This is a genomic window from Streptococcus sp. FSL R7-0248 (assembly GCF_037967965.1).
In the GTDB taxonomy this organism is placed as follows: Bacteria; Bacillota; Bacilli; order Lactobacillales; family Streptococcaceae; genus Streptococcus.
The window spans coordinates 1144240-1156870 of record NZ_CP150201.1 but is presented as its reverse complement, the minus strand read 5'-3'; the positions used below and the strand labels follow the sequence as shown (position 1 = coordinate 1156870).

Annotated in this window: 12 protein-coding genes and 1 pseudogene; 12 read left to right on the top strand and 1 reads right to left on the bottom strand. The window is 36.8% G+C overall.

What is annotated here, in order from left to right; translation table 11 throughout:
- The first annotated feature begins 122 nt into the window (after positions 1 to 122).
- The 3 genes from NYE32_RS05555 to NYE32_RS05545 all read left to right on the top strand — a co-directional run bounded on the left by NYE32_RS05555 (position 123) and on the right by NYE32_RS05545 (position 3289).
- Positions 123 to 860: an ATP-binding cassette domain-containing protein gene (locus NYE32_RS05555; RefSeq protein ID WP_156685105.1), complete on the top strand. Its 738-nt coding sequence runs from the start codon at positions 123 to 125 to the stop codon at positions 858 to 860.
- A gap of 2 nt (positions 861 to 862) precedes the next feature.
- Positions 863 to 2545, top strand: a complete 1683-nt coding sequence (locus NYE32_RS05550) for an ABC transporter ATP-binding protein (RefSeq protein WP_156685104.1) — start codon at positions 863 to 865, stop codon at positions 2543 to 2545.
- A gap of 159 nt (positions 2546 to 2704) precedes the next feature.
- Positions 2705 to 3289, top strand: a complete 585-nt coding sequence (locus NYE32_RS05545; protein WP_156685103.1) for a GNAT family N-acetyltransferase — start codon at positions 2705 to 2707, stop codon at positions 3287 to 3289.
- A gap of 277 nt (positions 3290 to 3566) precedes the next feature.
- Here NYE32_RS05545 and guaA read toward each other — a convergent pair whose 3' ends face one another.
- Positions 3567 to 5129, bottom strand: coding sequence for a glutamine-hydrolyzing GMP synthase (gene guaA / locus NYE32_RS05540; RefSeq protein WP_156685102.1), 1563 nt, complete (start codon positions 5127 to 5129; stop codon positions 3567 to 3569).
- Between the two features lie 164 nt (positions 5130 to 5293).
- On the opposite strand from guaA, the gene NYE32_RS05535 reads away from it, so the two are divergent.
- The 9 genes and pseudogenes from NYE32_RS05535 (at position 5294) to NYE32_RS05495 (ending at position 12614) form a co-directional block, all read left to right on the top strand.
- On the top strand, positions 5294 to 5992 hold the full coding sequence (locus NYE32_RS05535) for a GntR family transcriptional regulator (protein ID WP_156685101.1): 699 nt from the start codon (positions 5294 to 5296) through the stop codon (positions 5990 to 5992).
- 65 nt (positions 5993 to 6057) lie between these two features.
- Entirely contained in the window at positions 6058 to 6390 is a 333-nt protein-coding gene (locus NYE32_RS05530; RefSeq protein WP_156685100.1) for a putative DNA-binding protein, read from the top strand.
- 32 nt (positions 6391 to 6422) lie between these two features.
- Positions 6423 to 7985: a signal recognition particle protein gene (ffh, locus tag NYE32_RS05525; protein ID WP_339156862.1), complete on the top strand. Its 1563-nt coding sequence runs from the start codon at positions 6423 to 6425 to the stop codon at positions 7983 to 7985.
- A gap of 112 nt (positions 7986 to 8097) precedes the next feature.
- Positions 8098 to 8625 carry an ECF transporter S component gene (locus NYE32_RS05520; protein WP_022496664.1) on the top strand — a complete coding sequence of 176 codons (528 nt, stop codon included), beginning with the start codon at positions 8098 to 8100 and terminating at the stop codon, positions 8623 to 8625.
- Between the two features lie 22 nt (positions 8626 to 8647).
- Positions 8648 to 9163 (top strand): transcription repressor NadR, encoded by a 516-nt coding sequence (locus tag NYE32_RS05515; RefSeq protein ID WP_037611366.1) that lies wholly within the window; start codon positions 8648 to 8650, stop codon positions 9161 to 9163.
- 94 nt (positions 9164 to 9257) lie between these two features.
- Positions 9258 to 9947 carry an XRE family transcriptional regulator gene (locus tag NYE32_RS05510; RefSeq protein ID WP_002883906.1) on the top strand — a complete coding sequence of 230 codons (690 nt, stop codon included), beginning with the start codon at positions 9258 to 9260 and terminating at the stop codon, positions 9945 to 9947.
- 128 nt (positions 9948 to 10075) lie between these two features.
- On the top strand, positions 10076 to 10930 hold the full coding sequence (gene ylqF / locus NYE32_RS05505) for a ribosome biogenesis GTPase YlqF (RefSeq protein WP_339156861.1): 855 nt from the start codon (positions 10076 to 10078) through the stop codon (positions 10928 to 10930).
- Positions 10917 to 11678: pseudogene (locus tag NYE32_RS05500) on the top strand (ribonuclease HII); the annotation flags it as partial. The gene ylqF and the pseudogene NYE32_RS05500, both read left to right, overlap by 14 nt.
- 15 nt (positions 11679 to 11693) lie before the next feature.
- Positions 11694 to 12614 carry an ROK family protein gene (locus NYE32_RS05495; RefSeq protein ID WP_339157124.1) on the top strand — a complete coding sequence of 307 codons (921 nt, stop codon included), beginning with the start codon at positions 11694 to 11696 and terminating at the stop codon, positions 12612 to 12614.
- Positions 12615 to 12631 lie beyond the last annotated feature (17 nt).

Below are 12631 nucleotides of genomic sequence, written 5' to 3'. Positions count from 1 at the left end.
TAATGGAAGTAAAGTGATAATTCTTTGATGATTGCTTTAGAAGAAAAGCTGTATAAATTAGTATTTATGCTCCTGAAGAAAAATTCTTGCATTTAAAGCTGGATATAGAAAGAGAGATAGAAATGAGAAATATTGTTGAAATAAAAGAAGTTTTTAAAACAATTGATAAAGAAGAAATTTTAAGTGGTATCAACCTTCAAATTGCTGAAGGAGAAATCTATGGTTTTTTAGGACCGAATGGTGCTGGAAAAACAACGTTAATGAAATGTATGTTATCCTTATCAACAATTACATCAGGTAGTATTGAAATTTTTGGGAAAAATCTACACGAACACAGAGAAGAAATCCTAAGTCAGATTGGAAGTATTATTGAATCACCAATTTTTTATGATAATTGCACTGCAAAAGAAATTTTGGAAATTCACGCTCAGTATATGGGGAAAAATATTACTGATTCAGATGTAATAAGAGTCTTAAGAATGGTCGGATTAAAGAATACGACTAAAAAAGTAAAAGATTTTTCGTTAGGAATGAGGCAAAGGCTTGGTTTAGCTCGTGCCTTTCTAACAAAACCTAAATTGTTAATTTTAGATGAGCCAATCAATGGTTTAGATCCAATAGGAATTCAAGAAATTCGAAATCTTTTGTTGTCGCTTTCTAAGGAGCATGGAATTACAATACTAATATCGAGTCATATATTATCGGAAATTTCACAGATAGCAGATAAAATTGGTTTTATCAAAAATGGAGAAATGGTAGAACAGGTCTCTATGAAAGAGATTAGGAGAGAGAATATTAACTTAGAAGAATATTTTATGTCTCATTTTCTAAATGATATTAAGAATTATGAGGTAGATTAAGGATGAAAAAATTGATAAAGAATCATCAGAAGGCTTTTTATGCTTTCATGATATTTAATATACTGGTCCCTTTAACTAATATTGCTTTTGCTTATTCTATTAAAGGTATTATTGATAGTGGTATGTCCCAAAATGAAAATGCCTTAACTCAAGCGGTACTAGTAGGAGCTACTGTTATTTTCATCTATGCAGGACTGAACTTTATATCTCTTCGATTGAGAAATAAACTTGTTAGGCAAATCATATCAAGATATAAAAACAAGGTGTTCCAATCTATTTTAGATAGCGATTATAGAGACTTTTCTATAGAAAAATCAGGAAAGTTTATTTCTGTATTAACCGAAAATATGAAGAAAATCGAGCAAGATTATCTACACCAGTATTTTAATATTTCAAAAAACCTTTCCTTAATGATTTTTTCACTCCTAGCTATGTTTATAGGTGATTGGTTTTTGACCTTATTAGTAATCATTGCTAGCATTATTCCAATGATGATATCAGGATTTATTGGGCAAAAATCAGCCTCTCTACAAAATAGTGCTATGATTGCAGATCAGAAGTATTTAGCTAAGGTTAAAGATATATTAGCAGGATTTCTGGTTATTAAAAGTTTTAATGTGAAAGATGCTATCTGTGAGGATTATAGTCATGAAAGTGAAAAATTTGATGAAATAAATTTTATAAAAGGGAAATTTGATGTTTTAGCTAATGTTATTTCGCAGCTTTCAGGGATGATTGTTTTTTTGGTAGCCTTTGGTGGAGGAATGTATCTTGTTTTTAATGGCCATACCACAATTGGAAGTGTAACAGCTATTGTTCAACTGGTTAATTTTGTAGTAATGCCACTAAATGAAGTTGGTATGGGAATGAGTAAATTCCGTGAAGGTCAGGCAACACTAGATGCATTTGAAGTAAAAGATGTAACCGAACTTCAGACTGGTGAAACGAAAGAATATTTCGATGATGTTATTTCTTTTTCAAATATAGACTTTTCTTATCCTAATGCTGAAGAAAAAATTTTTAATCATTTATCTTTGAAGATTAAAAAAGGAGAAAAAATTGCAATTGTAGGAATGTCAGGGAGTGGGAAATCAACTTTGCTCAATCTATTACTGCGTTTTTACGATGTAACAAGTGGACATATTTCAATTGATAATCAAGATATACAAGCTATTTCAGCAGAGAGTCTTTATAACTTAATGACTATTGTTCAGCAAGACGTTTATATTTTTGATGATACTTTAAGAGCGAATATTACTCTTAATCAATCCTTCACTGATGAGGAAATAAAGCAAGCTGTACATCAGTCAGGTTTAGAAAGTTATGTTTTAGAAAATGAATCTGGTCTACAAACTTTATGTGGAGAGAATGGATCAAATCTATCTGGTGGACAAAAACAAAGACTTAGTATTGCGCGTGCCTTGATTCGAAAAACACCAATCTTATTATTGGATGAGGCAACCTCGTCTTTGGATAATCAAGTAACTACTGAAATTGAAAATTCAATCTTGGATATTCAAGATTTAACTGCACTTGTAGTAACCCACAAGTTGAATGAGACCATTTTGAAAAGATACGATAGAATTCTCTTTATGAAAGCAGGCGTCATTGTTGAAGATGGTTCTTTTTGTGACTTATTGGATAGGAAAGGTGAGTTTTATAAGTTGTTTGGGTTGAGTGTGTAGGTATTTTAGTTATACTTAAATTCGTTTGTTGTTGTAATATGTATTGTCCTTAAAAAGATAGACAACATTTTATTCATATGAAAAGTAGTAAAAAAGTTATATAATGATTTCGTAAATAAAGAGTTAAAGAATATTATCATTTATAACAAGGAGTATGAAATGGATTCTACCAACTTGGACTCAGAATTATTCATAGAGTTTAAATCACGTGGAAAACGATGCCAACTTTTATATATATCCGAAAGCCATAGTGAAGGGTTATATAAGATTGTTTCTACTGAACGAGAACGTCTTGCTAAGTGGCTTCCTTGGGTGGAAGATATGAAAAGTATTGAAAATGAAAGAGCGTTTATAAAGTATGCACGTGAAAAAATGGAGCGTAATGAGTTATTTATGTTAACAATTTGCGTCAATCAGAAACCAGTAGGGATGATAGATATACATAATATTGATTTACAAAAATATCAAGCCGAAATTGGATATTGGATATCAGAAAAATATGAAAATCAAGGTTTTGTAAAGCAGGGATTAAAAGAATTAATAAAAATCATTCCATCCAAATTTAAAATTGATAAGCTTTTGATTTATATAGATGTTGATAATGTTAAAAGTAAGTTTATACCAATCAGTTTAGGTTTTAAAAAGGGAAGCAAAATTTCCCAATTCGAGTTCTATAATGGATCCTATCATGATTTTGAAATTTATGGGCTAAATGTCAATGAAAACAATATAGCAAATGGTTAAAGTGAAATTTTTACAAATCTGAGTGTTTTGATTTTCCCCCTATTGTCTAAGTATGTTGTAAGAGTTAGTACTGAACATCAGAAAAGGAAAAAATTTTCTGACCCATATCATTGCTTATTGGTTTATTTTTGTAATTAAGATATAAAAATCCCCACCAGAATTTCTTTCTGGTGGGGTATTTGGTGGGGAACCAAATATAAGTAATTAGATTTTAGCGTTTTAAAACAATTTAAAATGCCGTTAGATCAATCAAGTCACTTTAAATTAGGTTTATATTTTACTCCCACTCAACAGTTGCAGGTGGTTTACTTGTAATATCGTAGACGATACGGTTAACGTGGTCAACTTCATTAACGATTCGAACAGAAATCTTTTGAAGAACTTCCCATGGAAGTTTCGCAAAGTCAGCTGTCATACCGTCAATTGAAGTGATAGCACGGATAGCGATAGTGTAGTCGTAAGTACGGCCATCACCCATAACCCCGACAGAACGAACACCTGTGTTAACTGTGAAGTATTGCCATACATCACGGTCAAGACCAGCTTTGGCAATTTCTTCACGAAGGATAGCATCAGACTCACGAACAGTTTCAAGTTTCTCTTCAGTGATTTCACCCATAACACGGATGGCAAGTCCAGGTCCTGGGAATGGTTGGCGCCAAACGACTTCGTCAGGCATTCCCATTTCAGTACCAAGGGCACGTACTTCATCTTTAAAGAGGGTATTAAGCGGTTCAATCAATTCAAACTGCATGTCTTCTGGAAGACCACCGACGTTGTGGTGAGATTTGATTGTTTGAGCTGTCTCAGTACCTGATTCAATAATATCAGTATAAAGTGTTCCTTGAGCTAGGAAGTCAACGCCTTTAAGCTTACTTGCTTCGTCATCAAAGACATAGACAAACTCGTTACCGATAATTTTACGTTTTTTCTCAGGATCATCAACACCAGCCAAGAGATCTAGGAAGCGTTTAGAAGCATCAACACGGATAATGTTAAGACCAAATCTACCTCCAAGCATCTCCATAACTTGGTCACCCTCACCTTTACGGAGAAGACCGTGGTCAACGAAAATACATGTCAATTGGTCTCCGATAGCTTTTTGCAAGAGAACACCAACAACAGATGAATCAACCCCACCTGAAAGTCCAAGAAGAACTTTGCGGTCACCAACTGTTTCACGGATTTGTGCAATTTGCATATCTACGAAGTTAGCCATCGACCAATCACCTTTGGCACCACAGATACCAAAAGCGAAGTTTTTCAAGATATCATTACCATAAACGGAATGACGAACTTCTGGGTGGAATTGGATACCGTAGAAGTTTTTCTCCGTATTTTCCATTGCTGCAAATGGGCAATCCACTGAATCACCGACTAGATGGAACCCTTCTGGAATCTTTGTAACAGCATCACCGTGGCTCATAAGGACGACCTGCTCTTCAGGAGTACCAGCAAAGAGTTTAGAGTCAGCACGAAGTCGAAGTGTTGATTGACCATATTCACGGTTACCAGCTTCACCGGCAGGAAGAACTTCACCACCAAGTTTGTGAGTCAACAGTTGCATTCCGTAACAAATACCGAGGATTGGAATCCCGAGTTCAAAAATCTCAGGATCAATGCTAAAAGCGTCATCAGCATATACAGAGTTTGGACCACCAGAAAGTACGATACCGATTGGATTAATCTCGCGCACTTCTTCAGCAGAAATCTTATGGCTCTTCAACTCAGAGAAAACGCCGAATTCACGAATACGACGTGCAATAAGCTGATTGTATTGGCTACCATAGTCTAGAACAATGATTTTCTGCACATCATTCAATGTAGAAATGTCAGTCATTATTACCCTTTCTTTTTACGTCACATAAGGACTCTTATGCTTTCATTGTATCACAAATTTAAGGACTTAGCACCTAGATTTATACGAGAAACTACAAGTCATTTAATCACCTTTACAATTCTGACACTTTTTTTGTAAAATAGGGATAACAAAGGGGGTATTAGATGTTACCAGCGTATATTCGCATACATGATAAAATAAAAAAAGATATTGATGAAGGTACTTGGAAAATTGGGCAACGTCTTCCTAGTGAGCGAGATCTTTGCGAAACTTTTGATGTCAGTCGCATGACTGTACGGCAGTCCATAACACTGTTAGTTGACGAGGGGATTTTGGAGCGTAAACCAGGTAGTGGGACCTTCGTTGCCAGTAGTCGTGTTAAGGAGAAGATGCGTGGAACCACGAGTTTTACGGAAATCGTCAAAGCGCAAGGCAAGAAGCCGTCTAGTCAGCTCATTTCTTATAAACGTCTACATCCCAATGAGTTTGAAATCAAGAATTTAGGTGTCTTACCACAGTCTTATGTGATTAGGATGGAGCGTGTTCGCTTTGCCGATGACATTCCAGTTGCCTATGAGATTGCTAGTATCCCTGAGAAGATTATCCGAGGTTTCAAGGAATCAGAAATTACCGAACATTTCTTCAAGACATTAACTGATAATGGCTATGAAATAGGGAAAAGTCAGCAGACCATATCAGCTAGTTTGGCCAATAGTAGTCTAGCCAAGCACCTCAAGGTTAAGACTGGTGATGCCCTCTTAAGTCTGACACAAATTTCCTTTCTTCAAGACGGACAGGCTTTCGAATATGTACGTAGCTACTATGTCGGTGATCGTTTTGAGTTTTATTTGGAGAATAATTAGAAGACACTGCTTTTTTCTGCACAAGAATCGTGCTAACACCATGATTTTATGGTAAAATGGAGCTTATGGAAATTGAAAAAACCAATCGCATGAATGCTCTTTTTGAGTTTTATGCTGCCTTGTTAACAGATAAGCAGATGAACTATATTGAGCTTTATTATGCGGATGATTATAGTTTGGCAGAAATTGCTGAAGAATTTGGCGTCAGTCGTCAGGCGGTATATGATAACATCAAACGTACTGAGAAGATTTTGGAAGCTTACGAGATGAAACTACATATGTATTCAGATTACATCGTCCGTAGCCAAATTTTTGATGATATCATGGAAAAATACCCAGATGATAGCTATCTCCAGGAACAAATTGAAATTCTAAGTAGCATTGATAATAGAGATTAGATTCAAGCAGAAAGTAAGAGAGGAAATAATATATGGCTTTTGAAAGCTTAACGGAACGCTTGCAAGGCGTTTTCAAAAATTTAAGACGTAAAGGAAAACTTTCAGAGAAAGAAGTTCAAGAAGTCACTAAAGAGATTCGTTTGGCACTCCTTGAAGCAGACGTTGCCCTACCGGTTGTTAAGACATTTATCAAACGTGTTCGTGAACGTGCTGTAGGCCACGAAATCATTGATACTCTTGATGCTTCACAACAAATCATCAAGATTGTTAATGAAGAATTAACAGAGATTCTTGGGTTTGAAACATCTGAAATTGAGAAATCTCCAAAGATTCCAACAATCATTATGATGGTTGGTCTCCAAGGGGCTGGTAAAACAACCTTTGCTGGTAAATTAGCTAATAAGCTGATTAAAGAACAAGAAGCCCGTCCGATGATGATTGCTGCGGATATCTATCGTCCTGCAGCCATTGACCAGTTGAAGACTTTGGGACAACAAATCAATGTTCCTGTTTTTGATATGGGTACAGAGACACCGGCGGTTGAGATTGTCAGAAATGGTTTGGAACAAGCGCGTGCCAATAAGAATGACTATGTCTTGATTGATACGGCTGGTCGTTTGCAGATTGACGAGACTCTCATGCAAGAATTGCATGATATTAAAGATTTTGCTCATCCAAACGAAATTCTCTTGGTTGTAGATAGCATGATTGGTCAGGAAGCTGCTAACGTTGCCAAGGAGTTCAATGAACAACTAGATATCACAGGTGTCGTTCTTACTAAAATTGACGGTGACACACGTGGTGGTGCGGCTCTTTCTATTCGTGAGATTACTGGTAAGCCAATTAAATTCACAGGTACTGGTGAGAAAATCACAGATATTGAGACTTTCCACCCAGACCGTATGTCAAGCCGTATCTTAGGTATGGGTGACCTTCTTACCCTTATTGAAAAAGCTTCTCAAGAGTACGACGAGAAAAAATCTCTTGAGTTGGCTGAAAAGATGCGTGAAAACACTTTTGACTTCAATGACTTCATTGACCAATTAGACCAAGTACAAAATATGGGTCCAATGGAAGATTTGCTTAAGATGTTGCCAGGTATGGCTAACAATCCAGCCTTGGCTAATGTTAAAGTAGATGAAAAGCAAATTGCACGCAAACGTGCCATCGTATCATCTATGACTCCTGAAGAACGTGAAAATCCAGATCTTTTGACCCCAAGTCGTCGTCGCCGTATTGCCAATGGTTCAGGGAATACCTTCATCGAAGTAAACAAGTTTATTAAAGACTTCAACCAAGCCAAACAAATGATGCAAGGTGTTATGTCTGGTGATATGGAGCAAATGATGCGTCAAATGGGCCTTAACCCAAATAATCTGCCAAAAAACATGCCAAACATGCCAGATATGGGTAATATGGACATGTCTGCTCTTGAAGGCATGATGGGTGGCGCTGGTATGCCAGATCTTGGAAATATGGATCTTAGCCAAATGCTTGGTGGTGGCCTTAAAGGTAAGGTTGGTTCATTTGCCATGAAACATGCGATGAAGCGTCAAGCTAATAAGATGAAAAAAGCTAAGAAAAAACGTAAATAAGAAACTTAGAACGCTAGGGCATTTTGCTCTAGTGTTTTTTTCTGAAAAATATTGACTAATATAACTATACACTGTAATATACTAATGTATATACAGTAAAAAGGAGTAAATTATGAAACCTAAAAAGAGAATTCAAGAAATGACCTTTGCAGCTTTATTAACTGCAATTGCTATCCTTATCCCAAGTATCATGCCAATTAAACTAATCATCCCACCGGCTTCGTATACTTTGGGGAGTCATGTTCCAATATTTCTAGCTATGTTTATATCTCCCTGGGTAACTGCTTTTGTTATCTTAGCTTCTAGTTTGGGATACTTTATGGCTGGCTATCCGATTGTGGTTGTTTTTAGGGCCTTTTCACATATTATATTTGGCTTATTAGGTGCACTCTATTTGAAAAAATTTCCACAAACGATAGAAAACCATAAATCATCATTACTTTTCAACTTTGTTTTAGGACTTATCCATGCCATAGGTGAAGTTCTTGCTTGCGTGATTTTTTATTCCGTAACAGGAGAGGATTTCCAAAAACTGTTCTATGTTCTCTTTGTTTTAGTTGGTTTTGGCACTATTGTCCATAGTATGATAGACTATGTTATAGCATTAACGATTTTCAAAAGTATTCGAAAAATACGCTAATTGAAAGAGGGATGGTTGGTCTATGGCTTCAAATCGAAAACAAGAATTATTGGCACTCTTAAAGGGAGCTAAAGAGGCAATGAATGGACAAAGTTTGGCGGAGCATTTTGGTGTGACACGTCAAATCATTGTTCAAGATATTGCACTCTTACGTGCAGATGGTGCCCAGATTATTTCAACTAATAGAGGATATATCTATAAAAGTAGCGATGATAATTCTTATGTACGTCGACTGTTTAAGGTGAATCATAAAGTGTCCGATATGGAAGATGAGCTTTTGGCTATTGTTGATAATGGAGGCCGTATTCAAAATATCATGATAGATCATCCAGTTTATGGAGAAATTCAGACTTTGTTGAAATTGACTTGTCGTCGAGATGTTAGTCATTTTTTAGACCAAGCCTCGTCAAATGACTTTCGCCCCTTATCTGATTTAACAAACGGAGTTCATTACCATCTTGTCGAAGCAGATAGTGAGCAAGATATAGATTATATTGAAGAGGCACTTAACCATCTAGGATTTTTAGTTAAAGAATGATATAAAAGAGAAATGTAAAAGTAGTTAGTTTCACTTGAAAACAACTGCTTTTTTTGATAAACTTATGTTAGTTTATTAACTTACGGAGGTAGCCATGTTTTCAGGACAAAGACTTAAGGAAATTCGAGAAGCACAAGGAATGAGCCAAGCATCAGTAGCTAAGCATCTAGGAATTTCACGCTCCTCTTATTTTAATTGGGAAAATGGTAAGACGAAACCTAATCAAAAGAACCTTTCGGTTTTGGCCGAACTTTTTGGTGTAGCTGAGACCTATTTTCTGTCTGAACATGAGATTGTAGAAGTCTACTTGGAATTAAATGAGGAAAATCGCCAAGAAGCTTTGCGACTCACTAAGGCTCTCTTAGAAGAGCAAGAAGCAGAAAAGCAAAAAGCACCTGTTATTCCGCTTTACTCATACAAAGTTTTCGAGCGTTTATCAGCCGGAACTGGTTACACTTACTTTGGTGATGGCAATTATGATGAAGTTTTCTATGATGAAGAATTGGATCATGATTTTGCGTCATGGGTTTTTGGAGACTCTATGGAACCTACCTATCTGAATGGTGAAGTAGTGCTAATCAAACAAACAGGTTTTGATTATGATGGAGCTGTTTATGCTGTAGACTGGGATGGTCAAACCTATATTAAAAAAGTTTATCGTGAGGAAGATGGTCTACGTTTAGTTTCTCTTAATAAACGTTATGGTGACAAGTTTGCACCCTATGACGAAGATCCCCGAATCATTGGAAAAATTGTCGGTAACTTTATGCCTGTTGAGGCTTAGTCAACTTTTATCGATTGGGCATCTTAAACTAAATCTGATATAATATAAGTAAAGTAAAGCCAAGTCTTTGGCTTTTTTTAAAGAGTTTAAATCATATTTTACTAAGAAAATAAAGAGGAGAGATAAACATGGCTACTATTCAATGGTTCCCTGGTCACATGTCCAAAGCCCGTCGACAAGTTCAGGAAAATCTTAAGCATGTTGATTTTGTAACAATTTTAGTGGATGCACGTTTGCCACTGTCAAGTCAAAATCCCATGCTAACTAAAATTGTTGGCGATAAACCAAAACTTTTAATTCTTAATAAGGCTGACCTTGCTGATAGTAATCGTACAAAAGAGTGGCGTAGCTATTTTGAGAGTCAAGGGATTAAAACCTTGGCCATCAATTCCAAGGAACAATCTACAGTTAAATTGGTGACAGATGTTGCTAAGAGTCTTATGGCTGACAAGATTCAACGACTACGTGAACGCGGTATCCAGAAAGAGACCTTGCGAACCATGATTATTGGGATTCCAAATGCTGGGAAATCTACCTTGATGAATCGTTTGGCTGGTAAAAAAATTGCCGTTGTAGGAAATAAACCTGGTGTGACAAAAGGTCAACAGTGGCTGAAATCTAATAAGGACTTGGAAATCCTTGATACTCCGGGGATTTTGTGGCCTAAGTTTGAAGATGAATTGGTTGGATTGAAACTCGCTTTGACTGGTGCCATCAAGGACCAGTTATTGCCAATGGATGAAGTGACGATATTTGGACTCAACTATTTTAAAACTTACTATCCTGAACGTTTAGAGGAACGCTTCAAAGGGATTGAACTTGAAGAAGAGGCACCAGAAATCATTATGGAAATGACTCGAAAACTTGGCTTCCGTGAAGATTATGACCGTTTTTATAATCTATTTGTCAAAGAAGTTCGTGATGGAAAACTAGGCCGTTACACACTTGATATTGTTGGGGTCGATACTGATGGCGACAATTAAAGAAGTCAAGGAGCAATTGGCAGCATTGATAGATCTTGATGACTACCGATGGGCAAGTTTTGAGGAAGATAGTCGAGCTGGTGTACAGACTGCCATTAAGCAACGCCGTAAAGCTATCCTAGCTGAGATTGCTGAGGAAGAGCGCTTAGAAAAGATGCTCAGTTACGAAAAGTCGCTTTATGCTCAGGGAGTTGAACTCATTGCAGGTGTTGATGAAGTTGGACGTGGCCCTTTGGCTGGGCCAGTGGTAGCTGCAGCGGTTATCTTACCAAAGCTTTGTAAAATAAAAGGTCTCAATGACAGTAAAAAAATTCCAAAATCTAAACATGAAGCCATTTATAAGCAGGTCATGAAGGAAGCGGTAGCTGTTGGGATTGGTATAAAGGACAATCATGTGATTGACGATGTCAATATTTATGAAGCAACCAAGCTTGCTATGGCTGAAGCTATTGAAAAACTGAGTCCCAAACCAGAACATTTGTTAATTGATGCCATGAGCTTGGACCTACCAATAGGACAAACATCAATCATAAAAGGGGATGCTAATTCTTTATCTATCGCAGCAGCTTCGATCGTAGCAAAGGTAACTCGGGATAAGATGATGGCTGATTATGATCAGGAGTTCCCTGGCTACGCCTTTGACCAAAATGCAGGCTATGGCACCAAAAATCATCTGTCTGGCATAGATAAATTTGGTGTAACACCAATTCATAGAAGAAGCTTCGAACCAATAAAGTCAATCATAAAAAGTAGGAGAAGTGGCGTGATTTTAGCTATTGATATCGGAGGGACCTTTATCAAATTTGGGTTAGTTGATGATGATTTTAAGATTAGCAATCAATCTAAAGTGTCAACTCCAACAACGTTAGACGACTTTTGGTTGACTTTAGAGCATATTGTCTCGTCTCACAAGGATATCATTTCTGGGATTGCCATTGCGTGCCCTGGCGAAATAAATAGTAAACATGGTTTCATTTTCAAGGGCGGTCTTATCCCATATTTAACAGCTATTCCTCTTGGGTCACGATTGACTAAAACATTTCAACTGCCTGTAAGGGTTATTAATGATGCTGACGCAGCAGCCTTGGCTGAAGCCAGATATGGAAGTCTAAAAGACTTGTATTGTGGGGCAGCCTTGGTTTTAGGTACGGGTGTTGGTTTAGGACTTGTCTCACAAAAGGACTTGCTATCACCTCTGTCGGTCACCCAATATCTGCGAGCTCCAAGTCCCCAAAGCATGAGTCAAACCTCTCTACCTTTCCAGTGGGAATTATTTATGCATGGCTTAGTAAGCCTTGTCGATAATAAGGGGTCTGCAGTAGGCTTTGTTCATGAAGCCAGTCAATTACTTGGGTTAAATCAAGACGATGGTCCAGCCGTATTCTCAACTATAGAGGAAAATCAATCGGAAGACATAAATCTTTTATTTAAAGACTATTGTCATGAAATTGCTGTTCTTGTGCTAAATTTGCAGAGTTTCTTTAGGCTGGAGAAAGTTGTTATCGGCGGTGGTATTAGTAGGCAAGATACTTTAATTGAAGGAATATGTGATGCCTATGAGGAGTTATTTAAAGAAAAGCCTGAATTAGGTTTTGAGCCAATAACTATTCAAGCTTGTTATTTCCATAACGATAGTAACCTACTAGGAGCCGCGTCTTATTTTGCCTCTGAAAATGATTTATAATCACGGAAAGTTCCATA